26 protein-coding genes are annotated in these 25,741 nt (G+C 65.3%); 16 read left to right on the plus strand and 10 right to left on the minus strand.

All coding sequences use genetic code 11. The features are described 5' to 3' along the window. Positions 1 to 70 precede the first annotated feature (70 nt). A complete protein-coding gene (locus L0V05_RS03250; RefSeq protein WP_234868451.1) occupies positions 71 to 1,243 on the plus strand; it encodes an aminotransferase class V-fold PLP-dependent enzyme in 1,173 nt (390 codons plus the stop codon). Here the strand turns inward: L0V05_RS03250 and L0V05_RS03255 are convergent, their stop codons facing one another. After that, on the minus strand, positions 1,244 to 1,846 hold the full coding sequence (locus L0V05_RS03255; protein ID WP_255683609.1) for a L,D-transpeptidase: 603 nt from the start codon (positions 1,844 to 1,846) through the stop codon (positions 1,244 to 1,246). It abuts the gene before it with no gap. Positions 1,847 to 2,051: 205 nt separating this feature from the next. Here L0V05_RS03255 and L0V05_RS03260 point away from each other — a divergent pair, with 205 nt between their 5' ends. Both L0V05_RS03260 and L0V05_RS03265 read left to right on the plus strand, forming a co-directional pair. Next, positions 2,052 to 2,393, plus strand: coding sequence for a cupredoxin domain-containing protein (locus L0V05_RS03260; protein WP_234868455.1), 342 nt, complete (start codon positions 2,052 to 2,054; stop codon positions 2,391 to 2,393). 26 nt (positions 2,394 to 2,419) lie between these two features. Beyond that, positions 2,420 to 3,247: an FTR1 family iron permease gene (locus L0V05_RS03265; RefSeq protein ID WP_234868457.1), complete on the plus strand. Its 828-nt coding sequence runs from the start codon at positions 2,420 to 2,422 to the stop codon at positions 3,245 to 3,247. 106 nt (positions 3,248 to 3,353) lie between these two features. On the opposite strand, the gene pnp is transcribed toward L0V05_RS03265, so the two are convergent. From pnp to rpsO, 4 genes are all read right to left on the minus strand, one after another. Continuing rightward, complete coding sequence (gene pnp / locus L0V05_RS03270) at positions 3,354 to 5,492, minus strand: polyribonucleotide nucleotidyltransferase (protein WP_234868459.1); 2,139 nt, start codon at positions 5,490 to 5,492, stop codon at positions 3,354 to 3,356. Between the two features lie 285 nt (positions 5,493 to 5,777). Further along, positions 5,778 to 6,467, minus strand: a complete 690-nt coding sequence (locus L0V05_RS03275; RefSeq protein ID WP_234868462.1) for a 5-formyltetrahydrofolate cyclo-ligase — start codon at positions 6,465 to 6,467, stop codon at positions 5,778 to 5,780. A 79-nt stretch (positions 6,468 to 6,546) separates the two neighbouring features. Next, positions 6,547 to 7,458 (minus strand): DMT family transporter, encoded by a 912-nt coding sequence (locus L0V05_RS03280; protein WP_234869189.1) that lies wholly within the window; start codon positions 7,456 to 7,458, stop codon positions 6,547 to 6,549. A 149-nt stretch (positions 7,459 to 7,607) separates the two neighbouring features. Continuing rightward, the gene (gene rpsO / locus L0V05_RS03285) at positions 7,608 to 7,877 is read right to left on the minus strand and encodes a 30S ribosomal protein S15 (RefSeq protein WP_234868464.1); all 270 of its coding nucleotides are present in this window, start codon (positions 7,875 to 7,877) and stop codon (positions 7,608 to 7,610) included. A 248-nt stretch (positions 7,878 to 8,125) separates the two neighbouring features. Here rpsO and L0V05_RS03290 point away from each other — a divergent pair, with 248 nt between their 5' ends. Next, positions 8,126 to 9,352, plus strand: coding sequence for a calcium-binding protein (locus tag L0V05_RS03290; protein WP_234868466.1), 1,227 nt, complete (start codon positions 8,126 to 8,128; stop codon positions 9,350 to 9,352). A gap of 3 nt (positions 9,353 to 9,355) precedes the next feature. On the opposite strand, the gene L0V05_RS03295 is transcribed toward L0V05_RS03290, so the two are convergent. From L0V05_RS03295 to rbfA, 4 genes are read right to left on the minus strand one after another with little or no spacing between them, the layout of a single operon-like run. Continuing rightward, positions 9,356 to 9,862 carry a DUF1643 domain-containing protein gene (locus L0V05_RS03295; protein ID WP_234868468.1) on the minus strand — a complete coding sequence of 169 codons (507 nt, stop codon included), beginning with the start codon at positions 9,860 to 9,862 and terminating at the stop codon, positions 9,356 to 9,358. Further along, a complete protein-coding gene (gene truB / locus L0V05_RS03300) occupies positions 9,859 to 10,770 on the minus strand; it encodes a tRNA pseudouridine(55) synthase TruB (RefSeq protein WP_234868471.1) in 912 nt (303 codons plus the stop codon). The genes L0V05_RS03295 and truB overlap by 4 nt, the downstream gene beginning before the upstream one ends. A gap of 49 nt (positions 10,771 to 10,819) precedes the next feature. Beyond that, positions 10,820 to 11,548: a phosphodiester glycosidase family protein gene (locus L0V05_RS03305; protein WP_234868473.1), complete on the minus strand. Its 729-nt coding sequence runs from the start codon at positions 11,546 to 11,548 to the stop codon at positions 10,820 to 10,822. A 6-nt stretch (positions 11,549 to 11,554) separates the two neighbouring features. Next, complete coding sequence (gene rbfA, locus L0V05_RS03310) at positions 11,555 to 11,983, minus strand: 30S ribosome-binding factor RbfA (protein ID WP_234868475.1); 429 nt, start codon at positions 11,981 to 11,983, stop codon at positions 11,555 to 11,557. 101 nt (positions 11,984 to 12,084) lie between these two features. Between rbfA and dapB the strand changes: the two genes are divergently transcribed. After that, entirely contained in the window at positions 12,085 to 12,891 is an 807-nt protein-coding gene (gene dapB, locus L0V05_RS03315; RefSeq protein WP_234868477.1) for a 4-hydroxy-tetrahydrodipicolinate reductase, read from the plus strand. Positions 12,892 to 12,977: 86 nt separating this feature from the next. Continuing rightward, positions 12,978 to 13,343 carry a dihydrodipicolinate reductase gene (locus tag L0V05_RS03320; protein ID WP_234868479.1) on the plus strand — a complete coding sequence of 122 codons (366 nt, stop codon included), beginning with the start codon at positions 12,978 to 12,980 and terminating at the stop codon, positions 13,341 to 13,343. Here L0V05_RS03320 and L0V05_RS03325 read toward each other — a convergent pair. Then, positions 13,340 to 13,522, minus strand: coding sequence for a DUF1674 domain-containing protein (locus tag L0V05_RS03325; protein WP_234868481.1), 183 nt, complete (start codon positions 13,520 to 13,522; stop codon positions 13,340 to 13,342). The two genes, L0V05_RS03320 and L0V05_RS03325, sit on opposite strands and share 4 nt — an antisense overlap. 81 nt (positions 13,523 to 13,603) lie before the next feature. Here L0V05_RS03325 and L0V05_RS03330 point away from each other — a divergent pair, with 81 nt between their 5' ends. The 10 genes from L0V05_RS03330 to L0V05_RS03375 all read left to right on the plus strand — a co-directional run bounded on the left by L0V05_RS03330 (position 13,604) and on the right by L0V05_RS03375 (position 25,738). Further along, positions 13,604 to 14,878: an RsmB/NOP family class I SAM-dependent RNA methyltransferase gene (locus L0V05_RS03330; protein ID WP_234868483.1), complete on the plus strand. Its 1,275-nt coding sequence runs from the start codon at positions 13,604 to 13,606 to the stop codon at positions 14,876 to 14,878. A 100-nt stretch (positions 14,879 to 14,978) separates the two neighbouring features. Beyond that, positions 14,979 to 16,712: a heparinase II/III family protein gene (locus L0V05_RS03335; RefSeq protein WP_234868485.1), complete on the plus strand. Its 1,734-nt coding sequence runs from the start codon at positions 14,979 to 14,981 to the stop codon at positions 16,710 to 16,712. Between the two features lie 22 nt (positions 16,713 to 16,734). Beyond that, entirely contained in the window at positions 16,735 to 18,324 is a 1,590-nt protein-coding gene (gene purH / locus L0V05_RS03340; RefSeq protein WP_234868487.1) for a bifunctional phosphoribosylaminoimidazolecarboxamide formyltransferase/IMP cyclohydrolase, read from the plus strand. A 2-nt stretch (positions 18,325 to 18,326) separates the two neighbouring features. Further along, entirely contained in the window at positions 18,327 to 18,821 is a 495-nt protein-coding gene (gene lspA / locus L0V05_RS03345) for a signal peptidase II (RefSeq protein WP_234868489.1), read from the plus strand. Positions 18,822 to 18,874: 53 nt separating this feature from the next. Then, positions 18,875 to 19,417: a DUF3035 domain-containing protein gene (locus L0V05_RS03350; RefSeq protein ID WP_406565948.1), complete on the plus strand. Its 543-nt coding sequence runs from the start codon at positions 18,875 to 18,877 to the stop codon at positions 19,415 to 19,417. 102 nt (positions 19,418 to 19,519) lie between these two features. Next, positions 19,520 to 20,863, plus strand: a complete 1,344-nt coding sequence (locus tag L0V05_RS03355; protein WP_234868491.1) for a M16 family metallopeptidase — start codon at positions 19,520 to 19,522, stop codon at positions 20,861 to 20,863. Continuing rightward, on the plus strand, positions 20,863 to 22,167 hold the full coding sequence (locus L0V05_RS03360; RefSeq protein ID WP_234869191.1) for a M16 family metallopeptidase: 1,305 nt from the start codon (positions 20,863 to 20,865) through the stop codon (positions 22,165 to 22,167). Before L0V05_RS03355 ends, L0V05_RS03360 begins: the two co-directional genes overlap by 1 nt. 60 nt (positions 22,168 to 22,227) lie before the next feature. Continuing rightward, positions 22,228 to 24,063, plus strand: a complete 1,836-nt coding sequence (gene mutL / locus L0V05_RS03365) for a DNA mismatch repair endonuclease MutL (RefSeq protein WP_234868493.1) — start codon at positions 22,228 to 22,230, stop codon at positions 24,061 to 24,063. Further along, positions 24,060 to 25,214, plus strand: a complete 1,155-nt coding sequence (locus L0V05_RS03370) for a DNA recombination protein RmuC (RefSeq protein WP_234868496.1) — start codon at positions 24,060 to 24,062, stop codon at positions 25,212 to 25,214. Before mutL ends, L0V05_RS03370 begins: the two co-directional genes overlap by 4 nt. Further along, positions 25,211 to 25,738: a HutD/Ves family protein gene (locus L0V05_RS03375; RefSeq protein WP_234868498.1), complete on the plus strand. Its 528-nt coding sequence runs from the start codon at positions 25,211 to 25,213 to the stop codon at positions 25,736 to 25,738. Before L0V05_RS03370 ends, L0V05_RS03375 begins: the two co-directional genes overlap by 4 nt. Positions 25,739 to 25,741: the final 3 nt, after the last annotated feature.

Genomic DNA, 25,741 nt, shown 5'->3' on the forward strand with positions numbered 1-25,741 from the left:
GCGTGGCGCGGGCAAGCCTTGACCTCGGCCTTGGCGGCATGTTGCCTGCGCGCCTGGGAAGGAGATTACGATGACACCCGAAACCGTCGCCCGCCTTCGCCGCGATACGCCGGCCTGCGAAACGCTGCTGCATTTCAACAATGCCGGAGCGGCTCTGATCGCCGATCCGGTGCATCAGACGGTTCTGGATTACCTCGACGCGGAGCGGCGGATGGGCGGGTACGAGGCTGAGGCGGCGCTCGCTCCACGGCTCGACCGGTTTTACACGGGTTTCGCGGAACTGCTGGGCGGCGAGCCAAGCGAGATCGCCTATGCCGAAAGCGCGACCCGCGCCTGGGATTCAGTGTTCTACGGGCTCGACTGGCGCGAGGGCGACGAGGTCATCATCCACGTCTCCGACTACGGCTCCAACACGCTCTCGCTCTTGCAGATGCAGGCGCGCAAAGGGATCGTGATCCGGGAATGCCCCTCGGATGAGACCGGGCAGATCGACGTTCTGGCGCTGGACCGGATGATCGGCCCCCGGACCAGGCTGGTTGCACTGAGCCATATTCCGACGCAGGGCGGGATGGTGAACCCGGCGGCGGCCGTCGGGTGCGTAACGCGGGATCACGGGGTGTTCTACCTGCTCGACGCCTGCCAAAGCCTCGGGCAGGTCGAGGTCGACGTGCAGGCGATCGGCTGTGACGCCCTTTCGGGGACCGGTCGAAAGTTCCTGCGCGGTCCGCGCGGGACCGGCGTGCTCTGGGTGTCAAAGGCGGCAATCGGGCGCCTCGATCCACCTTTCATCGACGGACATTCGGCGCGGGTGGTGGGCGACGGCTTCGACTGGGAACCGGGCGCGAAGCGGTTCGAAGCCTTCGAGCAGAACTATGCCGGCAAGGCCGGTCTGGCACGCGCTGTCGACTATGCGCTGGAGGTCGGGATGCCGGTGATTGCCGCCCGGATCGCCGGCCTCGCAGCAACGCTACGCGCCGAACTGTCGGCGCGCCCCGGCGTCACGGTGCGCGATCAGGGCGAACGCAAGGGCGGAATCGTGACCTTCACCGTCGAGGACAGACCGTCACGCGGGATTGTCGAGGCGCTGCGGGCGAAGGGGATCAACACCTCTTTGTCCTATGCCAGATGGGCGCCCAAGGACTTTGCCCGCAGGCATCTCCCCGAAATGGTCCGTGCCTCGGTCCATGCCTACAACACCGAAGACGAGATCGAGCGCTTCATCGCCGCGCTGGATACGCTGTAGTTACGCCGCGGCCGGCGCTTTCGGATAGAGAACGGCGCGGGTGCCAAGCTGCACCCGGTTGTACAGGTCCATCACATGCTCGTTCACCAGCCGGACACAGCCGTTCGACACGGCACTGCCAACGGTCCAGGGCTCGGGGGTGCCGTGAATGCGCAGGAAGGTGTCGCCGATCTCGGGCGTAAAGAGATAGAGCGCCCGTGCGCCCAGTGGGTTGGTCGGTCCGCCTGGCATCCCATCGGCATATTGCGCGTAATGCTCGGGACTGCGCTGGATCATCTCTTTCGTCGGCGTCCAGCTGGGCCATTCCTTTTTCGCACCGATGGTGAAGTCACCGGGGATATAGAGATTTCCCTTCGCGATCCCGACCTTGTAGCGGATCGCCTTGCCATCCTCGAGCGTGTAGTAAAGCGAGAAACTGGCCGGATCGACGTGGATCTCGTTCGGGCCAAAGTTGTTTTTCAGCCGGATCACGGTCGGCAGGTACTCATCTGGCAAAGTCCAGCCTTCCGGCATTGGCACTGCACCTGCGGGCAAGGCCAGAGCAGCAGCACCAGCGGCAAGCGAAGTCATCAGGAAATCACGGCGAGTCAAAGGAAAGGGCATCTGAGCAAATCCCGGGGTTTGGCCTGATCCGATGCTCTACAACCTGCAAATCCCGGTCAAGAAAGCAAGACAAACAGGGGCGCGTCCGTCGGCTGGGTCGCCCTAAACCCCGCCATCAAGCCAGAGCTTTTTTATCAACTTTATTGATCCAACTGTTTTTGTCTGATACTCGACCTCCTGAAGATGGATTTCGGGGAAGACGGCGATGGCTCACTTCAATCGACTTGCAGTCGCTCTCGCCGTGGCTGCGGCGCTTGCATGCCCCGCGACTGCCGGAACTTCCGAGATTGCAATCTCGCTAGTGGATGGGGTCATTACCCCGCAGTCGATCGAAGTTCCCGCCAACACCGAGGTCACGCTCAAGGTGACAAATGCCGGCGCGACGCCTGCGGAGTTCGAAAGCAAGCAGTTGCACATCGAAACCATCATTGCGCCTGGGCAGACGGCAGAGGTCAATCTCCGCGCACTGCCTGCGGGTAGTTATGGCTTCGTCGAGGAATTCCATGAGGATCTAGACACTGCGCGCGGCAAGATCATCGTAAAGTAGGGCCGCGCGAACGGGATAACGCTGCCATGAATGGTCAGATCATCTTCATTCTGTGGCGCGAGAGTATAGAAGCCCTGCTCGTCGTCGGTATCCTTGCCGGCTGGCTGGCTCACGAAGGGGCAGGCCGTCGGGCTGCCGTTTTCCTCTGGGGCGGTGTGGTCGCCGGCTTGGCTGTTGCCGTTGCCCTCGGCGCGGCGCTTCTGGGCTTTTCCAGCATCCTGACGCCGGATTTCCGGCAGGATCTGATGACGGCCATGGTCTTCCTTGCAACTGCAATGATCCTGCAGATGGTCGTCTGGATGCGCAGGCACGGAAAGACACTGAAGAGCGAGATCGAGTCCGGCTTGCGGACTGCTGCAGAACGCCGGAACTGGTGGGCCGTGTTCATCCTTGCGCTTGTGGCGGTGTCCCGGGAGGGCAGTGAGACGGTGATCTTTCTTTATGGTTCGATTGCCGCGAACCAAGGGGGAACCGCGGAAACCATGCTGTCGATTGCGGTCGGTTTAGGGGCAGCGCTTGTAAGTTACGCGCTGCTGCGGGCCGGAGCGCGGTTCATGCCTTGGCGGAACTTCTTCCGCGTCACCGAAGTGATGCTCCTGTTGCTTGGCTGCGCACTGTTCGTGACCGGCATAGGGGATCTGGCGTCGGCTGGGCTGCTGCCGTTCGGCGCTCCGCTTTGGGACACGACTTCGCTCTTGGACGATGGCACGCGTTTCGGTGGACTCGTCGCGTCGCTGACCGGCTATCGGTCGCAGCCAGATGCAACCGTCGCCGGCGCCTGGCTGGTGTATTGGACGATCGTCTTCATAGCGCTTCGGTCCAACCGCACCGCCACCAAGGCGCGTCCGGCCTAAGGGCACCGCGACACTGGGACCTGTCCCTCGATTGCGAAGTCACCAGCTGAATGACAAAGACCCCGGCATTGCTGCCGGGGCCTGATGTTTCGGAGGCAAACCGGGCTTACGCCTCGGCTTCTTCCTTTTTCTCGGTGATTTCCTGACCAGTTTCCTGATCGACCATCTTCATGCCGAGACGGACCTTGCCGCGCTCGTCAAAGCCCAGAAGCTTGACCTTCACTTCCTGGCCTTCCTTGAGGATCTCGTTCGGGTGGTTCAGGCGCTTGTTGGCGATCTGAGAGACATGGACCAGACCATCACGCTTGCCGAAGAAGTTCACGAAGGCACCGAAATCGACCAGCTTCACCACCTTGCCGGTGTAGATCTGGCCTTCTTCCGGCTCTGCCACGATCGACCAGATCATGTCATAGGCCTTCTTGATCGCATTCGCGTCGTTCGAGGCGATCTTGATGACTCCGTCATCGTTGATGTCGACCTTGGCGCCAGAGGTTTCCACGATCTCGCGGATGACCTTGCCGCCCGAGCCGATCACTTCGCGGATCTTGTCGGTCGGGATGGTCAGCGTCTCGATCTTGGGGGCGTATTCGCTGAAGCCCTGCGGCGCCGAGATGGCCTTGTTCATCTCGCCAAGGATGTGCATCCGGCCGTCCTTGGCTTGCGCCAGGGCCTGCTCCATGATCGCGGGGGTGATGCCCGCAACCTTGATGTCCATCTGCATGGTGGTGATGCCGTTCGCGGTGCCAGCCACCTTGAAGTCCATGTCGCCGAGGTGATCCTCGTCGCCAAGGATGTCGGTCAGCACGGCCCAACGGCCATCGTCCTCAAGGATCAGGCCCATGGCCACACCGGCGACCGGAGCCTTGAGCGGAACCCCCGCATCCATCATCGACAGCGAGCCGCCGCAGACGGAGGCCATCGAGGAGGAGCCGTTCGATTCCGTGATCTCGGACACGACGCGGATGGTGTAGGGGAAGTCGGTCGGGGCGGGCAGAACCGCCTGCAGCGCGCGCCAGGCAAGCTTGCCGTGTCCGATCTCGCGACGGCCGGGCGAACCCACGCGGCCAACCTCGCCGACCGAATAGGGCGGGAAGTTGTAGTGCAGCAGGAAGTTCGAGCGGTAGTTGCCGTTCAGCGCGTCGATGATCTGCTCATCCTCGCCGGTGCCGAGCGTGGTCACGACCAGCGCCTGGGTCTCGCCGCGGGTAAACAGCGCCGAGCCATGCGTGCGCGGCAGGACGGAGGTTTCGCTGGTGATCGGGCGGACGGTCTTGTTGTCGCGTCCGTCGATGCGCGCGCCACCGTTGATGATGTCGCCGCGCAGGATCGAGCTTTCCAGCTTCTTGATCGCCGAGTCGAGGTTCGGGTCCGCCTGCTCTTCTTCGGTCAGGGCTGCGTGGATCGCGTCGGCCGCGGCCGAGATCGCGTTGCTGCGCTCTTGCTTGTCGCGGATCGCGAAGGCGGCGCGCATTTGCGCCTCGCCAACCGACTTCACGCGCGCATAAAGCGCCGAGTAGTCGGGCGGAGAGAAGTTGAACGGCTCTTTCGCCGCGACTTCAGCCAGCGAGATGATGAGATCGATCACGGGCTGCATCGCCTCGTGGCCGAACTTCACCGCGCCGAGCATTTCGTCCTCGGTCAGCTCGTAGGCTTCCGATTCCACCATCATCACGGCGTCCTTGGTGCCGGCGATTACGAGGTCCAGACGCTGCTCCGGCTTGTTGCGGAGCTGTGTCATGTCATCCATGGCCGGGTTCAGGACATACTGCCCGTTCGAGAAGCCGACGCGGGCCGCGCCGATCGGGCCCATGAACGGCACGCCCGAGATGGTCAGCGCGGCAGAGGCGGCGATCATCGCCACGATGTCGGGATCATTGTGCAGGTCGCAGGACAGCACGGTCGCCATGACCAGCACTTCGTTGCGGAAGCCTTCGACGAACAGCGGGCGGCAGGGACGGTCGATCAGGCGGGAAACCAGCGTTTCCTTCTCGGACGGACGCGCCTCGCGCTTGAAGAAGCCGCCCGGAATCTTGCCGGCGGCATAGTATTTTTCCTGGTAATGGACGGTCAGGGGGAAGAAGTCCTGACCCGGCTTCGCCGATTTGGCGAAGGTGACGTTTGCCATCACGCTGGTCTCGCCGAGGGTGGCGATGACCGAGCCGTCGGCCTGACGGGCAACCTTGCCGGTTTCCAGTGTCAGCGTCTCGCCGCCCCACTGGATCGATTTCTTCACTTCGTTGAACATGTATCGTTTCCTCTGGGGTCGGTCCGGCCCTCCGGCGCCCCACATATGGCGGCCCCATTGCCGCCGCCCCCAATCCTGTCGCACGGGCCCGGGGGTCAGGCCTCACGTCTCAGATGGGGCGGGGCCTTACAGGAAAACAAGGGAGTTGGGAAGCAGGTTGTCAAATCCGAGGGCGCATTTTCGCCTGAAGCGGGAGTAGGTCCGGGCATTCGCCGAGTTGAGCGGTCAGGCGAGACCCGCCCGCATCCTGCCGCTGAACAGCGCCCGGACGACGGATCGGAAGGCTCAGCTTGCACTCCATTGCAAACCCGCCTCGGTCACGATGGCATCCAGACGGATATCATGCGGCTGAGGAAAGATCGTGGCGAGCTGCGCTGACTGCAGTCCGACACCGATGGCGAAGGGGCGACGCTTTGCTGCGGCCAGAGTCCGGTCGAAGTAGCCTCCCCCATAGCCAAGCCTATACCCCTCTCTGTCCCATCCAACCAGAGGGGCCAAGGCGATGTCGGGCAGGATGGTTTCACGCGTCGCAGGAACGGGAATGTTCCAGTGCCCGCGCTCCATCGCCGCGCCTGGCGACCATGGCCGGAACACGAGGGGTGCCTTTGGCGTCTCGACCACCGGCAAGGCCAGCCGTGCACCCTTTTCCGCAAGGCGGATCATCCAAGGTCTCAGGTCCAACTCGGACTTGATCGGCCAGTAGCCGGAGATGACCAGATCCCGGCAAACAGGGAACAATCGCGCCAGCACGGCATCCAGAGAGGTAGCGACCGCAATCGCCAGGCTTTGTCGATCTGTGACACTCAAGGCAGCCCGGGCTTCCAGCCGCGCCGCCCTCTCGCTCCTGCGCCAGCGGGCAACATCGACCGCCTGTTGTGGATCAACGGCCAATGAGTCGAAATAGTCAGGTGCAACCTCGCCGGCCAGACAGGGAGGCGAGGCGTAGCGTGAAGGCGGTGATCCGTTGGCGGTCATGATCCTCTCCTCTGGCAGCACCCCTGGGACGATTCGACGACGCCCGCCCGCACTTGGGCAGGCAGCGACAAACGCACTCTCAACCGTTCTGGCCTGATGATACCAGAGCGACCCCTGCCAGCGTTATTGCGAGGCCGAGGAACATGGCGAAGGTCAGCGGTTCGTCGAACAGGAACCAAGACCATAGCAGCGTAACGGGTGGACTCAGATAGATGATCGCACTGACCCGCACGGGCGACCAAAGACGAAGGCAAAGGTAATAGATGCCCCAGCCCCCAAAGGTGGCGAGTCCAACCAGCCAGGCGATGCCCAGGACGAAATGAGCCGTCTGCGGTGGTGCGATCTCACCTCGGGTCGCGGCGACCGGCGCAAACATCAGCGCCGCGCAGAGGCATTGCAGGCAGAGTCTTTGCACGATGGGCAAAGGTACGACCGAAACCCGCTTCTGGAGGACGGTCGAAACTCCGAAGGAGATCATCCCGAGGATCGGCAGCGCATAGGCCAGAGCCGGCGCATGGCCGAGGCGAAGTGAGTCCGCCGATACGATCAGCACTCCCCCCATGGCAATCGCGCTGCCGAGCCATTGCCTGCCCGACAGGCGCTGCCCAAGAATCGGGAAAGAGAGAGCAGCAATGGCGAGCGGCACCAGATCCGCCATCAGCGCGACCAGCCCAGTCGGGACCCGATAGGCAATGGCAAGCGCAAATCCCCCGAGATAGAGGAACATGCCGAGAAACGCGAACATCGCCTGTTCGCCCAATGCGCGCAGGCTCAGTCGCTGGCCACGCAAGGCGAATGGCAAAAGCAGCATGCCTGAGACAAGGCTTCGCCAGAACAGAATGGTGGCAACAGGTACCTCTTCGTTGGCAAAGCGAACACCAACGAAGCCGGAACTCCAGCAGACCAGAAGAGCGACTCCCAGCCCGACAAACAGGAACGGCGAGTGGCGCCAGTCCTGCGCGGCAAATCTAAGGGTCGGGCTTGCGGTCATCTCGGTCACTCAGGGAACCCGGCCAACATTGCCGCGAATTGACACCTCCTGAGCGATGGACACGCCGCATCCGGTCTGGAATCCGACCAGCCAAAACGAAAAACGCCCGCACCTTGCGGAGCGGGCGTTTCCGGAATTCTCGCGTTGCCTCAGCGGCGCAGGCCCAGACGGGCAATCAGCGAGGCGTAGCGCGCTTCGTCTTTCTTCTTGAGGTAGTCGAGCAGCTTGCGGCGCTGCGCGACGAGCATGAGCAGACCACGACGCGAATGGTTGTCATTCTTGTGGGTCTTGAAGTGCTCGGTCAGCGTGGCGATTCGGCTGGACAGGATCGCGACCTGAACCTCGGGCGAACCGGTGTCGCCTTCCTTGGTCGCGTATTCCTTCACGAGGCGGTTCTTCTCTTCAACCGTGATCGACATCGGGGTCTCCTGTTCTAAGGGTCATGGCCACAGCCGGGATGTCGTCCAGCAGGGCCCTTGGAGGGTTCCGCATTCGATTGCGGATGCGGGCGTATAGGGGAATTGCGCGCAAAAGGAAAGCCGGAATCCGGATGGGCCGGGACCCGCATCGACCTCGCCCTTATTGCGCCACAATACTCTGGAATAATATTGTGTGTAAACAATAGCTTAACCTGATTTCTGGTTAACGCGGCAGAAAGGGGGACGAGATGTTTCTGGCGCTTGCGGGGATGATAGGTGTGGTCTTTGCCGGGGTAGTCGCGGATGCGGCCTTCTCGATGCTGGAGAGCCCAAATCAGGAGGATGACGAAACGCCAACCGGCGACTCCGCGCCGGCCACTGCGACTGCGTCGGACGACGAACAGGGCAACCTGCTCGACTGGCATGAGACCCACGACGATGACGAAAACACTGCGGAAGAGGACACCGTGAGCGTGGTCGAGACCGCGACCCCGGTAGAGTTCGACGATGGTGATACCGACAGGGCGGACGCCGCTGCGCCAATGGATGAACCGGTCGAGGCCGAACCGGCAACCGTAGACGCTGATCCTGATGCAGCCGCCGAGGCCGTTGAAAGGCCCGCCCCGGATGCCTCCGGACCGGAGGTCATTGCCGCAGAAGGGGGCGATCCCGACCCGGCCTCTCCCGCGCTGACCGGCCCAGGTATCGATGAGGGGGCCGATGGAAACGACCTGATCCACGGCTCCGCTGGCGACGACCTCATCGCTTCCGGTGGGGGGGATGACCATGTCGAGGCGGAAAACGGGAATGACATCGTCCACGGCAATGGCGGCGACGACCTGATCCTTGGCGGCAACGGCGATGACGCGCTGCACGGAGGCGCGGGCGACGACAGTCTTGCCGGCGGAGACGGCGCCGACACGCTGGCCGGTCACGAGGGCGACGACCGCCTGATCGGCGGGTCAGGGGATGACAGTCTCATCGGCGGGGACGGCGATGACTGGATGATCGGTGGGCGGGGCGACGATGCCTTGGCCGGCGGCGACGGAAATGACAGCCTCTCCGGCGATGCCGGAACGGATATTCTCGATGGCAATGGCGGGGACGACCTGCTTGACGGTCATGGCGATCATGCGGGCGATTTCCTCAACGGCGGCGAGGGCGACGACACGCTGGTCCTCGGCGACGGGGACGTGGCCACCGGCGGCGAGGGCCACGACGACTTCCACCTCGAGGATTGGGAAACGCAGGCCGGACTGGCGCGGATAGAGGATTTCGATCCGCTGACGGACCAGATCGTGGTCTTCTACGACCCCTCTGCCCATCCTGATCCTGAGCTGAGCTTTGGTCCGACCCATGACGGAACCGGCACGGTGGTCAAGCTCGACGGTCTGCCAGTGGCGGAATTGCCCGGCGTGACCGACCTGGACGAGGATGCCGTGCGTCTGGAATGCGACCCGCCCTTGGCAGCCTGATGGCTAGCCCCAGGGTTCGGGCTGACGGTCGTAGCCGATGTAGAGCGGATGCTTCGGCTGGCCGTCCTGGGTCAGCCCCAGATTCCAGAGCGGTTGGCCGGTGGCGCGGAGCAGTCGCTCGACCTGCCGCCCGCGATCGAGATGCGCGCCATGCGCGCCCCAGGCGCAGATGATGCGATCGGCCCAGGGGGCGCTGTCGGCAATGGCGGCGTCATTTGCGGGGCCGATCGGATCAGCCTCGGCCCGCATCACTTTCGGGTCGGTTGCCCGGAAGGCGAAGATGTTGGTGACGCGGAACGCCCCGAAGCCAAGCGCCCGGGCGCGGCGCTCGCAGCGTTCGACTGTGGGATCGTTCTGGAACTCGGTTGCGGTCGAGGGGTTCAGCATCACAAACAGCGCCTTCGGGCCCTGTTCATCCCAGGTTCGCGTCAGTAGGTAGCGGTAGCGTTCGCAGGGCGAATAGACCGCCCAGGATGCCGCATCCCCCTTCTGGAAATGCCGAGTGATCATGGGGCATCCACGAAAACGCGGCTGGGATGAAGCTCTCCCGCCATGTATCGCCCGACGGCGACCGCCCTGCCCTGATAGCTGGCCCAACATTCGTCGCCGTAGCCGACGCCCGACCCGATCACCATGCCGGGGTTGCCGTTCCTGAGCCGCGCCGCGCCTTCCGGCGTCGCCTCGACACGCGGCAGGTCGGCGAGGCCGAGTTCGAGCGGCTTGAGATGCGCATCCAGTGCCTCCGTTCGGGCGAGGCGGTCGATCTCGTCCAGGCTAAGCCCCTCTGATGCATCGAAAGGGCCGGACCATTCCCGGCGCAACCACTTGACATGACCAAGGCAACCAAGCGTCCGGCCAAGATCGCGGGCAATGGAGCGCACATACCCGCCTTTGCCGCAGACCATCTCGAGCTCGACATGGTCCGGATCCGGGCGGGAGATCACCTCGAGCCGCTCGACCCACAGCGGTCGCGCGACAAGCTCCACCTGCTCGCCCTCGCGCGCCAGGTCATAGGCGCGCTCGCCATCGACCTTCACGGCCGAAAACTGCGGCGGCACCTGCAGGATGTCGCCCCGGAACGCGGTCAGGGCCGCTTCGATCTCACCATCGGTGGGGCGCAGCGCGGATGACGCGATCACCTCTCCTTCGGCATCGTCGGTGGTGGTCGCCGCGCCGAGGGTCACGACGAAGCGATAGCACTTCAGCGCATCGGTTATGTAGGGCACGGTCTTTGTCGCCTCGCCCAAGGCGACCGCCAGCACCCCGGTTGCAGCAGGGTCAAGCGTGCCGGCATGGCCCGCCTTTTGCGCCTCGAAGGCCCATTTCACCTTGTTGACAACGGCCGTCGAGGTGACGCCCGCTGGCTTGTCGATCACGACCCAGCCCGAGACAGCCCTGCCCTTGCGCTTGCGTGCCATGATCCCTCCGCTTCGAAGGCCCGCCTGCTAGCGACAGCCGCGCAGCGCGTCAACCGCGCGGCACAACGAGGCCGACGATCGGCCCCATCGGAAAGCCGAAATCATCGCGCCCCACCGAAGGCGCATAGAGCCGCGAAATGGAGCCGTCGAGGTAAAGCGCGTTCGGGGTTTTCAGCGCATCGCGGAAGAACCGGCCGAACTCGGCAAAGTTCACCGCATCGTCGGAGATCGCAAACACCACCGTGCCGCCATCGGCGGATACGCCGACCCCGTTGCGGACATAGCGCGAGTCGCTGTCGGGAATGAACCGGGGATGCAACTTCCCGTCGATGACCAGCATGGGGCCGGACTGGGTTGCATAGCGGCAGTCGCGCGGAGCCTTCGCGAAACGGCGGGTTTCGATCACCTCGGCGCCGTTTCCGATGCAGAAAACCCCGTTGGGCAGAAGCCCGAAATTGCCCGCGCTGGCGCCCTTGACCAGCGGCGCAAGCTGGGCTCCGTCTTCGATCAGCAGACCTACCGGTGCACGGCCGGGATGATACATGCCGCCGTTCATGGCAAAGGCCAGCATCTTGCCGTCGTCGGCAAGGGCCGTGTCGACCCGGGCAAAGCTGCCATAGGGCTGTCCGTCAGTCGCCTGCTGGAAGACCCTCAGATCGGACGAGGCCGGCGCCTCGCATACGGTATAGCTGTGCCCTTCGAACGACGTCGTGCGGCATGGCATGGCAGCGGCGGCGCAAGGAAGGGCGAGAAGCGCGACAAGGGCGAGCCAGCGCATCGGGAGCTATTCCTCGTCGGGGTCGTCGACCTCGGTGGAACCCGCCTGAACGTCGCGCTGCACGGTTTCATCGGAGAACATGCGGCGCGTGTCGTCGAGACGGTCAAAGGTCTCGTCGGTCAGAAAGCGCAACTCGGGCGCGAATTTCAGCGTCATGTTCTTGGCGACCGCGCGCCGCAGCTCGTGCTTGTTGCGCTTGAGCGCGGCGATGGCCTCGGCCTTGCCCGCCCCGCCCAAGGGCATAACGAAGACAGTCGCGATCTTGAGGTCGGGCGACAGCCGAACTTCGCCCACGGTGATCGACATGCGGTTAAGGTCGGGATCGTGGATCTCGCCCCGGATCAGCACGTCGGACAGGGTCCGGCGCACGAGTTCGCCAACGCGCAACTGGCGCTGGCTGGGGCCGGAGCCCGATGAGAAGCGGTTCTGTGCCATGGCCCGTCAGATAAGGGCTTTCGCGCCCCCCCGCAACGGCGAGCTTTGCGGAGGCAGGCCAATGCCGCTAAGGAAGGCGCGACCAGTCAGGAGAATTCGCCATGACCACGCCGGGTATCGTCGTCACCGGGGCATCAGGCCGAATGGGCCAGATGCTGATCCGCACGATTGCGGCGTCGGACAAGGCTCGGCTAGTGGGTGCTGTCGAGCGGCGTGGTAACCCGTGGATCGGCCGGGATGTCGGCGAAGCGATGGGCGGCCCGGCGACCGGTGTGGTCGTCACCGACGATCCGCTTGAAGCCTTCGCAAAGGCGCAGGCCGTGATCGACTTCACGGCACCGGCTGCGACGGTGGAGTTCGCGGCCCTCGCCGCTCAGGCGCGGGCCGTCCATGTCATTGGGACGACGGGACTCGAAGCCGAGCATCTGAAGAAGATCGCACTTGCCGCGCATCACGCGGTGATCGTGCGCGCCGGGAACATGAGCCTTGGCGTGAACCTGCTGACCCGTCTGACGCAGAAGGTGGCAGAGGCCCTCGATTCCGACTGGGACATCGAGATCGTCGAGGCGCATCATCGGATGAAGGTCGACGCGCCATCCGGTACCGCCCTGATGCTGGGCGAGGCAGCGGCGGCGGGTCGCGGCGTCAAGCTCGCGGATGTGCGCGACAGCGGGCGCGACGGGATCACAGGGGCGCGCAAGCCTGGCAACATCGGATTCGCGGCCATCCGCGGCGGGGATGTTGTCGGTGAGCACGACGTCATCTTTGCGACTGCGGGCGAGCGGATCGTGCTGCGACATATCGCAACCGATCGGGCGATCTTTGCCCGCGGGGCCCTGAAGGCCGCGCTTTGGGGACAGGGACAGAAACCCGGAGAATATGATATGATGGACGTGTTGGGGTTGTGAGTCTGTCATCGCCCGAATGAGGCCGGAGTGATCCGACCGGGGGCCAGGCACGTAGCACTCCCGTCCCGTTCAAGGAGGGTCACGCCATGGGCCGTCTCGCTTTCGCACTGTTGCTTGTCCTCGTCTCTGCGCTGCCGGTACGGGCGGACACATTCTCGCCGGTGCGGGACCGCGAGCAGTTTCTTTCGATCATCAGCGGCAAGACCCTTGAACTGCCATTGTTCCGCATCCGACTGGAGGTTCGACCGGACGGGCGCATCGAGGGCAGCGCGCTTGGCTGGGAAGTGACCGGAAGCTGGAATTGGCAGGATGGCTACTTCTGCCGCGACATGGACTGGAGCGGCACTCCGATCGCGCACAATTGCCAACTGGTCGAGGCGAAGGGCAGCCAGCAGGTGCGCTTCACCGTGGATCGCGGTGAAGGAGAGTCCGCCTCGTTCCGCCTGCGCTAGAAGTCGATCGCAAGGCCCTTCTTTTCCCAGTCGCCATAGCGCACGGGTTCAGGACCGTCGCGCCCGCCAAGTTCGGGCGGCAAATTGAGTTGTGCCTTCTTCCGGCGTTCTTCAGCTTCGGCCAGAGCGCGCAGAGCTTCCGGCGGCAGGTCGCGCGGGTCTTCGTTGCTGTCAGACATCTGCGGGGCGCCTTCCTTGTAAGCCGTCAGGCGATGATATACGCCAGATCATCAAGGCAGCAAGGCGGGCGGAGGTGCGGCATGGCGGCAGACGGGCTCGCGGCACGAAGCGGAGCCGTAGCGCTTCTGGACGCCGTGCTGGGCGAGCGCAGGCTTCTGTCCGACGTGCTCACAGAACCAAACGGGCCTCTCACGGCGCTGACACCCGCCGATCGTGGGCGGGCGCAGCGGCTGGCGATGTCGGTGCTTCGCCATCTCGAACAGGCCGACCGGGTGCTTGATCCACATCTGCGCCGCAACCCGCCGCGCACCGTCGCAAACGTCCTGCGCCTTGCGGTCGTGGAACTTGCCGTCGAGCGCGCCGCAGCGCATGGCGTGGTGAACGCCGCGGTCGAGATGACGCGGCACGGGCGGCGCACCGGCCATTTGTCGGGCCTCGTCAACGCGGTGCTGCGCAAGCTGTCCGACACGCCCGATCTTTTCGCCGGGATGCCGCCGCAGCGGATGCCGCAATGGCTGCGCCAGCCACTGGTCCGCCGGTGGGGACGCGAGGTGGTGACGGCAATCGAGGCGGTGCAATCTTCAGCGGCACCCGTTGACCTGACGTTGAAGCCCGGAGCGACACCGCCAACTGGGGCCGAGCGTCTGCCGACAGGCAGCTGGCGGCTCAAGGGCGCGGGCCAGATCACCGCGCTGCCCGGCTACGCGAGCGGTGATTGGTGGGTGCAGGACGCGGCGGCAGCGCTGCCCGCCCGCATCCTTGCACCGTCGCCGGGGGACCGGGTGCTCGACCTTTGCGCGGCACCGGGTGGCAAGACCCTGCAACTCGCGGCGGCGGGGGCGCAGGTGACAGCGCTCGACATTTCAGGACCGCGCATGAAACGGCTTGGCGAGAACCTCGGCCGCACTGGCCTTTCCGCTGAGGTGGTGGTGGCAGATGCCCTGCACTGGGCGTCGGGCGAGCCGTTCGACGCCGTTTTGCTCGACGCGCCCTGTTCTGCCACAGGGACGCTCCGGCGCCACCCGGACCTGCCTTTCGTCAAGGACGGCAGCGAACTTGCGGAACTTGTGCCGTTGCAAGCCCGCTTGTTCGACCGGGCACTTGCCCTTCTCAAGCCAGGCGGGCGGCTAATCTATTGCACCTGCTCGCTTTTCGCCGAGGAAGGCGAGGATCAGGTAAGAACGGCCCTCGCACGCCATCCCGGTCTGGCGGTCGTTCCACCCGAGGCCGAAGGGCTGGCAACGGAATGGGCGAGCGAAGAAGGCGGGCTGCGCTTGCGCCCCGACCACTGGGCACTCGAGGGAGGAATCGACGGCTTCTACATCGCGCTTCTGCGCAAACCCGCCGACATCTGAACCGCTTGCGAGGTGACAGTGCCGGGGGGCGCCGCTATGCTGCTGCGGCGAAGCCCCGCAGAGGGCGTATCCGGCAGTTCAACTCGAACAAGAGGCAGGCGTGACCCAAGGAAAAGGTCAGTCCTTGGTACTGGCGCAGGCGGCAAACCGTCTGCATGCCCGGCTTTCTGGACTTGCCCGCAGCTCGACCGGGTTCCAGTCACAGCCAGAGCCGCGCACCATCGGCCTTTTTGCCCGGGGCCGACAGATGATCGCTGGCAATTTCCTGTTTGCAGGCAGTCTCGTCGAGGCGCCTGGACTGTCACTCTGGGACATAGCCGTGCCCGACCACGCCTTCGAAGCCGAACTGCAAGGTTTCGGCTGGCTCGACGATCTGGCTGCCGTGGGCGATTCGGCGGCACGGATGCGAGCACAGGACTGGACCTGGGGCTGGATCGACCGTTTCAGCACCGGGCGCGGTCCCGGCTGGACCCCGAACCTCACGGGGCGACGGGTGATCCGCTGGATCAACCATGCGGTCCTGCTTCTCAATGGCCGCGACCGGACGCAGGCCGATGCCTATTTCCGCAGCCTGTCGCGACAGACAGAATTCCTCTCACGCCGCTGGAAGGCCGCCGATCCTGGCCTGCCGCGGATCGAGGCGCTGACCGGCCTGATCTACGCCGGTCTTTCCCTGACCGGCATGGAGCGTCATGTCCAGCGCGCCCGCGTCGCCCTCGCCGAGGAATGCGCCCGCGACATTGCCGAAGACGGGAGCATCCCAAGCCGCAACCCCGAGGAGTTGCTCGAGATCTTTACGCTCTTGTCCTGGGCGACGCTGGCGCTGTCGGAAACGGGGCGGCGGCCCGAACCGGCGCAGACAGCGGCAATCGAGCGCATCGCCCCCACGCTCAGGGCCTTGCGCCATGCCGACGGCGGGCTTGCGCGGTTCCACGGCGGGGGGCGGGGCCTCGAAGGGCGGCTGGATCAGGCGCTGGCGAGTTCGGGGGTCAAGCCGGCCGGGGCGCCGACCGGCATGGCAATGGGGTTTGCCAGGATGTCGGGGGGGCGAACCAGCGTGATCATCGACGCGGCAGCGCCCCCCGACGACCGCTACGCCGCCACCGCGCATGCCTCGACTCTCGCCTTCGAGTTGACCTCGGGACGGCGGCCGTTGATCGTTTCCTGCGGTTCCGGCCTGCCTTTCGGGCCTGACTGGCGAAGGGCCGGCCGCGCGACCGTCTCTCATTCGACCCTATCGCTCGATGGCTATTCCTCGTCGCGATTCGATCCCTCGGGGCAGGAGCGGCTGATCGATCGGGCCGAAGTCTTCGACGGCCAGATTGTCAGCCGCCCCTCTGGCACAAGCTTTGGTGCCGCACATGACGGCTGGTCGCGCACCCATGGTCTGACCCATGTGCGTCGGATCGACCTTTCGCATGATGGCCGCCGAATGGTGGGGGAAGAGCTTCTGGTCGCGGAAAGCCCGGCCGAGCAGAAGCGATTCGAGCAGGTGATGACCCATACCAAGCTCGCCGGCGTGCGCTTCCAGATCCGCTTCCACCTGCATCCCGATGTCGATGCCGCGCTCGATCTGGGCGGCACCGCCATTTCGCTGGCACTGAAAAGCGGCGAACTGTGGATCTTCCGTCATACGAGTGGCGCGGAATTGCGCATCGAACCCTCGGTCTATCTGGAAAAGGGGCGGCTCAAGCCCCGCGCGACGCGCCAGATCGTGCTTGCGGGCCACGCGCAGGACCGCGAGACCCGGATCGGCTGGACCTTGGCAAAGGCTCAGGATACTCCGCTCGCGATTCGCGATCTCGACCGTGAAGATCTCGCTTCGATGTCGTGACTGGGCAGATGGGGGAAGACAGATGACCAACCTCGTGCCGATCGGCCGCGCGCTGATCTCGGTATCCGACAAGACCGGGCTGGTTGACCTTGGCCGCGCACTGGCAGCGAAAGGCGTGGAGCTCATCTCGACCGGGGGCACGGCAGCGGCGCTGCGGGCCGCAGGGCTTGTGGTGCGCGACGTGGCCGAAGTTACCGGTTTTCCCGAAATGATGGACGGCCGGGTCAAGACGCTGCACCCAATGGTGCATGGCGGGCTGCTCGCTTTGCGCGACGATGACGAACATCTGGTCGCGATGGCCGCCCACGGGATCGAGCCGATCGACCTTCTCATCGTGAACCTCTACCCCTTCGAGGCGACGGTGGCCAAGGGTGCCTCCTACGACGACTGCATCGAGAACATCGACATCGGCGGCCCGGCGATGATCCGGGCCGCGGCCAAGAACCACCGCTTCGTCGCCGTCGTGACCGACCCGCAGGATTACCAGCCGCTTCTCGACCAGATGACGGCGCAAGGCGGGGCCACGAGCTATGCTTTCCGCCAGAAGCTCGCATTGACCGCATATTCCCGCACCGCCGCCTACGACGCGGCCGTCTCGACCTGGATGGCGAAGACGCTCGAGGTGGCCCAACCCCGCCGCAGGGCCTTTGCAGGGACACTGGCCCAGGGTCTGCGCTATGGCGAGAATCCGCATCAGTCGGCGGCCTTCTACGTGGATGGCTCGAGCCGGCCCGGCGTCGCTACTGCGCGGCAGTGGCAGGGCAAGGAGCTGTCGTACAACAACATCAACGACACCGACGCGGCCTTCGAGCTGGTGGCAGAGTTCCCGCCCTCGGAAGGGCCTGCCGTCGCGATCATCAAGCATGCCAACCCCTGCGGCGTGGCGCGCGGCGCGACGCTGGCCGAGGCCTATGGCCGCGCATATGACTGCGACCGCACCTCGGCGTTCGGCGGCATCGTGGCGCTGAACCAGCCGCTCGACGCGGCAACGGCGGAAGAGATTGCCGGAATCTTCACCGAGGTCGTAATCGCCCCCGGCGCGGACGATGGCGCGAAGGCGGTGTTCGCTGCCAAGAAGAACCTGCGGCTCCTGACCACCAGCGGCCTGCCCGACCCCTACGCACCAGGCCTCGCCTTCAAACAGGTCTCGGGTGGTTTCCTCGTGCAGGACCGTGATGCAGGCCGCATCACCGCCGCCGACCTGAAGGTTGTGACGAAGCGCAAGCCGACCGAGGCAGAGATCGCCGACATGCTCTTTGCCTGGCGCGTGGCCAAACACGTCAAGTCAAACGCCATCGTCTATGTGAAAAACGGGGCGACCGTGGGCATAGGCGCCGGTCAGATGAGCCGGGTGGACTCCACACGCATTGCCGCCCGCAAGGCCGAGGACATGACCGAGGCTCTGGGTCTGGGGGCATCTCCCACCATCGGCTCGGTGGTTGCTTCGGATGCCTTCTTCCCCTTCCCCGACGGATTGCTGACTGCGGCCGAGGCCGGCGCGACGGCGGTTATCCAGCCAGGCGGGTCGATGAGGGATGACGAAGTGATCGCCGCGGCAGATGCGGCCGGGCTCGCCATGGTCTTTACCGGGCAACGGCATTTCCGGCACTGACCATGCGTATCGCCGCCAAGGCCGCCCTCGCAGTCTTCGCACTGGACCAGATCAGCAAGGTCGCGGTGGTCTGGGGGCTCGACCTTTACCGCCGTCAGGAAATCGACGTTCTGCCGCCGATCCTGAACTTCCGCATGGCATGGAACCAGGGCATCAATTTCGGCCTTCTGTCGGACGACACCGAGATCATGCGTTGGGCGCTCGTAGCGGTGGCGCTCGCAGTCTCGGCCTGGGTCTGGATCTGGGTCAAGCGCGAGAAGACCGGTCCGGCCATGCAGGTTCTGGCAGGGGTGCTGATCGGGGGCGCACTCGGCAATGTCGTGGACCGCATCATGTACGGGGCCGTTGCCGACTTCCTGAACATGTCCTGTTGCGGGATCGAGAATCCCTTTGCTTTCAATGTTGCCGATGTCGCGATCTTCGTTGGCGCGATCGGGCTGGTGCTGTTTGCCGGCAAGGACCAGCCTCCCTCCAAGCGCCGGACAAAGACCCCGTGACGCGCCTCAGGCTTTGCGATAAAGACGGCGGAACAGACGATCTGGAGGCAGGCATGCAGACTCTGAAGTGCGCTTTGGCGATCGCGCTCTGCGCGACCGTGGCACTTGGCGCCTGCAATCCCAAGAACCCTCGACTGATGAACATCGCGACGGACGGAGCCGGCCCTGATGAATTCGGGATCCTGCCGGTCAAGCCGCTGGAACTGCCCGAAAATCTGGCCGAGCTGCCGCCGCCGGACCCGGGTGGAACGAATCTCGTCGACCCGAACCCGCAGGCTGACGCGATTGCGGCCCTTGGCGGCAACCCGGCAGCCGTGACCCGCGGAGGTTCCATCCCCGCTTCGGATGGAGGGCTGGTGCGATATGCATCACGCTACGGCGTCGATCCCGACATCCGCCAGGTCCTGGCGGCAGAGGACCTGGAATACCGCCAGCGCCACCAGGGACGCGTTCTGGAGCGTCTCTTCAAGACCAACGTCTATTATCGCGCCTACGCGCCGATGTCGCTCAACCAGCATGCCGAGTTGGAGCGTTGGCGCGCCGCCGGCGCGGGCAACGTGTCCGCACCTCCCGCCCAGAAGGGCGAGAAGAGCTGAACCAGCCTTTCGCGCTCCGCTGTCATCAAATCCGCGTTGGGCGGGATTGTGTGGCGGGGCCGCTTCGTTAGGTTCGCCCGGAGGCAGCAATCGGGGCCGAGCATGATGCAAAGATTTCGGGCGCTTGTTGCCGCCATTGGCCTGTGCCGCGTATGTAATCCCGCACTGGCCGAGAAGGTGACGGACTTTACCCTGCCGAATGGCCTTCAGGTCGTGGTGATCGAGGATCACCGCGCACCAGTGGTGACGCAAATGGTCTGGTACAAGGTCGGTGCCGCCGACGAGGCGCCCGGCCATTCCGGCATCGCCCATTTCCTGGAACACCTGATGTTCAAGGGGACGGACGATGTGCCCTCGGGCCAGTTCTCTGCCATCGTCGAGGCGCAGGGCGGCAGCGACAACGCCTTCACCTCATGGGACTACACTGCCTATTTCCAGAGGGTCGCGGCTGACCGGCTGGACATGATGATGAAGCTTGAATCCGACAGGATGCGCGACCTGCGCCTGACGGAAGATGATGTGACCACCGAGAGGCAGGTGATCCTCGAAGAGCGGAACCAGCGGACCGACAGCGATCCCTCTGCCCTGTTCGGAGAGCAAACAAGGGCAGCGCAGTTCCTCAACCATCCCTACGGCATCCCGATCATCGGTTGGCGGCACGAGATGGAGCAGCTGAGCCGAGAGGACGCGCTGGATTTCTACCAGACCTACTACGCACCGAACAATGCAATCCTCGTGGTCGCGGGCGATGTGCAGCCGGATGCGGTCAAGCAGCTTGCCGAGACCCACTATGGCCCACTGAAGCCTACCGGGAACCTGCCGGTGCGCGAGCGTCCGCAGGAACCCCCGCAACGTGCCGAGCGGCGGCTGGCGATGGCCGACCCGCAGATCGCGCAGCCCTATGTTTCGCGCAGCTACCTCGCCCCCGCCCGCAAGTCTGGCGACCAGAAACAGGCAGCTGCGTTGGCCGTTCTGGCAGAGTTGCTGGGCGGTAGCGGCACAACCTCGGTTCTGGCCAAGGCCCTGGCCTTCGACAATCCGAAGGCCGTCTATGTCTCGGCCATCTACGAAGGCGAGGCATTGGATTCCACGCTGTTCGGCTTGGCCATCGCCCCGGTTCCGGGCGTCAGTCTCGACGAGGCCGAGGCGGCGATGGACGGCGTGATCGCCCAGTTCCTGGCAGACGGGGTCGATCCGGCTGCATTGGAAAGGATCAAGACCCAGATCCGCGCTGCGCAAATCTACGGGATGGACAATGCCGAAGGACTTGCACAGCGCTATGGCGAAGCTCTCGCAGTGGGACTGACGGTCGAAGACGTGAAGGCATGGCCCGATGTCCTGCAGGCGGTGACCGCGGATGACGTCATGGCGGCGGCGAACCTTGTCTTGAACCGCGACAATGCCGTGACCGGCCATCTTGAGCAGGCTCAGGAGGTGATGCCATGATCGCAATTCGCCTGGCGACGCTGATCGGCGCGGTCCTGTTTGCCCTGCCCTTGCGAGCCGAGATCAGCGTGCAGGAGGTAACCTCACCCGGCGGGATCACCGCCTGGCTGGTCGAGGATCACGAAATTCCATTCACCGCGCTCGAGATCGCCTTTCAGGGCGGAACGGGCCTCGACCTGCCGGGCGAACGCGGAGCGGTCAACCTGATGGCGGCAACGCTGGAGGAGGGCTCTGGCGACATGGACGCACAGGCCTTCGCCGAGGCGCGGGATGGTCTGGCGGCGGGGATCAGCTTTGGCGCAAATCAGGATGCCGTTTCGATCTCGGCGCGCTTCCTGACCGAGAACCGCGATCGGGCGGTCGAACTGCTGCGGCAGGCGATCACCAGCCCGCGCTTCGACCAGTCGGCGGTCGACCGCGTGCGGGGTCAGGTGTTGTCCAATCTCGCCTCGGATGCGACCGACCCGTCGGCAATTGCCGGCGACACCCTCAATGCCCTCGCCTTCGGCAAGCACCCCTACGGATCAGACGATAGCGGCACTCCGGAAAGCGTCGCGGCCCTGACCCGCGACGACCTGATCGAGGCAAAGGCGCGCACCATGGCCCGCGACCGTCTGCATGTGGCGGCCGTGGGCGACATCACGCCTGACGAGCTTGGAAAGCTGCTGGACCGGTTGTTTGGCGACCTGCCGGACACGGGCGCGCCCTTGCCGGGCCGCGCCACCTGGCAGGCACCGGGGGGTGTGAAGGTCGTAGACTTCGCCTCTCCCCAATCCATCGTCGTCTTTGGCCAATCCGGCATCCGGCGTGACGATCCGGATTTCTTTGCGGCCTATCTGATGAACGAGATCCTCGGAGGCAGCCGCTTCTCCGCCCGGCTGATGACCGAAGTCCGCGAGAAACGTGGCCTGACCTACGGTATCGGGACTTATCTGCTGCCGATGGCCTATGGCGAGTCGCTGATCGGGCAGATGGCGACCGCCAACGCCAATGTCGGCCCGTCGATCGACCTAATCCGGGCGGAATGGTCGCGGATGGCGAAGGACGGCGTCTCAGCCGAAGAACTGGCCGCAACGAAGACTTACCTGACCGGCTCCTACCCCTTGCGCTTCGATGGTAATTCGCAGATCGCCGAGATACTGGTGGGGATGCAGATGGACGGGCTTTCCCCAGACTACATCAAGACCCGGAATGCGAAGATCGAAGCGGTTACGCAGGACGACATCAAGCGCGTCGCGGCCCGGTTGCTGACACCGGACGGACTGCAATTCGTCGTGGTCGGGCGGCCGGACGGGTTGAAATAGGCCGAGTGAGGCCCCTCTTTTCCGTAGTGGAATCGCGGGGGCACTGCTACCCTTGGTGGCATGACACTTGACACCCCCAATATCGTGGTCGGGCGGCCGGTGATCCGGCAGCTGGATGAAGCGGCGATCAACCGGATCGCGGCGGGCGAGGTGGTGGAACGGCCGGCCTCGGCGGTGAAGGAACTGGTCGAGAATGCGCTGGATGCGGGCGCGCGGCGGATCACGGTGGATTATGCCGATGGCGGCAAGACGCTGATCCGCGTGGCCGATGACGGCTGCGGGATGACGGCGGAGGATCTGCCGCTGGCGCTGGCGCGCCACGCGACTTCGAAGATCGACGGGTCTGACCTGCTCGACGTCACGAGCTTCGGTTTCCGGGGTGAGGCGCTGCCCTCGCTCGGGGCAGTCGGGCGGCTGACCATCACCTCTCGGGCCGAGGGCGAGGCGGGGGCGAGCCTGTCCGTTTCGGGCGGGCGGATGGAGCCGGTGCGGCCGGCGGCGCTGAACCGGGGCACCGTCGTGGAGTTGCGCGACCTGTTCTTCGCCACGCCCGCGCGGCTGAAGTTCCTGCGCAGCGACCGGGCCGAGGCGCAGGCCATCGGCGAGGTGGTGCGGCGGCTGGCGCTTGCCGAGCCGACCGTGGGCTTCACCCTGCGCGACGTCTCAGGCGGTGGTGAGGGGCGGATGATGTTCCGCGCCGACCCAGAGGCGGGCGACCTGTTCGACGCGCTGCACCGGCGGGTTGCAGGGGTTGTGGGCGCGGATTTCGCCGCGAACGCCCTGCCGATCGACCTGAAGCAGGAGGGGATGCGCCTGACAGGATACGCGGCGCTGCCGACCTATTCGCGGGGCTCGTCGGTGGCGCAATACCTGTTCGTCAACGGGCGGCCGGTGCAGGACAGGATGCTGCTCGGCGCGTTGCGCGCCGCCTACATGGACGTGCTGAGCCGCGACCGGCATCCGGCGGCGGTCCTGACGCTCAGCGTCGATCCGCAGCGGGTGGACGTCAACGTGCATCCGGCCAAGGCCGAGGTGCGCTTCCGCGAACCGGCACTTGCGCGGAGCCTGATCGTCGGCGGGCTGCGGCAGGCACTGAGCGGCGCCGGGCACCGGGCGTCCTCGACCGTGGGGGCGGCGACACTGGCGGCGCTTCGCCCGGAAGAGGTCGCCAGCCCGCGCGTCTACCAGATGGACCGGCCTTCGGGCTCGGTGCTGAGCCGGGCAGCAGTCTGGCAGGCCCCTCTGCCACAGCCGGGCTTTGCCGAAGCCCCTTCGGCACGGGTGGAACCTGTCCCGCAGGAACCGGCGCTGGAGGCGCGGCCGCTCGGCGCGGCGCGGGCGCAGGTGCACGAGAACTACATCATCGCTCAGACGGAAACGGGCATGGTGATCGTCGATCAGCATGCCGCGCATGAGCGGCTGGTCTATGAGCGGCTGAAGCGGCAGATGGCCGAGACAGGGATCGCGGCGCAGGCGCTGTTGATCCCGGAGATCGTGGACCTGTCGGCCCCGGATGCCGCGCGGTTGCTGGAATTGGCACCCGAGCTGGAGCGGCTGGGGCTGGTGATTGAGCCCTTCGGCGGCACGGCGGTGGCGGTGCGGGAGACGCCTGCGATTCTTGGCCGGGTCGATGCGGCAGCGCTGCTGCGCGACATGCTGGATGAACTGGCCGATCTGGGCGACTCGTCGCTCTTGCGCGGTCGGATCGACGCGGTGCTGAGCCGGATGGCCTGCCACGGCTCGGTGCGCTCGGGGCGGCAGATGCGGGCCGAGGAGATGAACGCGCTCTTGCGCGAGATGGAGGCGACGCCACTTTCGGGCCAGTGCAATCACGGCCGGCCGACCTATGTTGAGTTGAAGCTGGCCGACATCGAGCGGCTTTTCGGACGGACATGAATACCCTGCCCTTTTCCCTTCCCGAAGGTGTCGAGCCCTGGATGATCTATGCCGGGGCGGCGGCGATCGTGCTCTTGATCCTGATCCTGACACTGCGCGCGGCGGGGCGGTCGGCGAAGATGGCCGAGCCGATGCTGCGCGAGTTGGGCTGGCTCGGCCAGCGCGTGCAGGGCCTGTCGGACGGGCAGGAGAGGCTGACGGGCGGGCTGGCGGCGGTGTCCGAGGCGCAGGCACTGAGCCAGACGGCGATGCTGCAACTCATGGAGCGGCGGCTGGCCGAGGTGCAGGCCGCCATGGGCGAAAGCCTGTCGGGGAGCGCGACGCGCACCGCGCGGGGCCTTGGCGAGTTGCAGCAGCGGCTGGAGATGATCGACCGGGCGCAGGCCAAGATCGAAAAACTCTCGGGCGAGGTGCTGACGCTGCAGGACATCCTGTCGAACAAGCAGACGCGCGGCGCCTTCGGCGAGATCCAGTTGCACGACATCGTGCAGAAGGCCCTGCCGCCGGGCAGTTTCACCATGCAGGCGACGCTGTCGAACGGGAAACGGGCCGACTGCCTGATCCACCTTCCCAACCCGCCGGGGCCGATCGTGATCGACTCGAAGTTCCCGCTCGAGGCCTATGAGGCGTTGCGGCGGGCCGATACCCCGCAGGCTGTGGCCGAGGCGGGTCGGGCCTTGCGGGCGGCTGTTCGCACTCACCTGAAGGCGATTGCCGAGCGGTATATCCTCGAGGGCGAAACGGCAGACGGGGCGATGATGTTCCTGCCCTCGGAAGCGGTCTATGCCGAGTTGCACGCGAACTTCCCCGAGGTGGTGCGCGAGGGCTTCGGCCTGCGCGTCTGGATCGTCTCCCCCACCACCTGCATGGCGACGCTGAACACGATGCGGGCAATCCTGAAGGACGCGCGGATGCGCGAGCAGGCGGGCGCGATCCGCAAGGAACTGGCGCTCTTGCATCAGGATGTGGAGCGGCTGGGCGACCGGGTGCAAAACCTCGACCGGCATTTCGGGCAGGCAGCCAAGGATATCGAGGAGATCAAGATTTCCTCCGACAAAGCCGGGCGGCGGGCGCGTCGGCTGGATGCCTTCGACTTTGACGAGATCGCGCCGGAGGCGGCGCACCTGATCCCGCGGGACGCCGCCGAATGAGGCACCTGACCCCGGCCGACTATGTGCGTATGCCCTGGGCCAACGGGCGGGGCGAGACCATCGAGATGCTGAAGGAGGTCGATGCCGAGGGGCATCTGATCTGGCGGCTGTCGGTGGCGACGGTCAGCGAGGATGGGCCGTTCTCACTTTTCCCCGGCATCGAGCGGGTGCTGACGGTGATCGAAGGACCGGGCTTCGACCTGACGGGTGAAGGGATCGCGCTGACCTGTGCGCCGCTCGTGCCTGTGGCTTTCCCCGGCGACGTGCCGACCCGGTCAGAGCGGACCAAGGGCGCGGTATCGCGCGACCTGAACGTGATGACGGCGCGACGGCTGCCCCGGCCGGAAGTGGCGGTGATCCGCGGCAGGGCGGCACTGGCGGCGAGTGGGACGCTTTGCCTTTACGCGCTCGCGCCTTCCGTCGTCGCGGGCGCCTATGTCGCGGCGGGCGATCTGGTGGTCACGGAAGAGCCGGCGGACATCTCGGGGCTGGTCGTGGCCGCCCGCCTGTTTCGCGGCGAATAGCAC

The organism is Alitabrizicola rongguiensis (assembly GCF_021491355.1).
Taxonomy (GTDB): domain Bacteria; phylum Pseudomonadota; class Alphaproteobacteria; order Rhodobacterales; family Rhodobacteraceae; genus Aliitabrizicola; species Aliitabrizicola rongguiensis.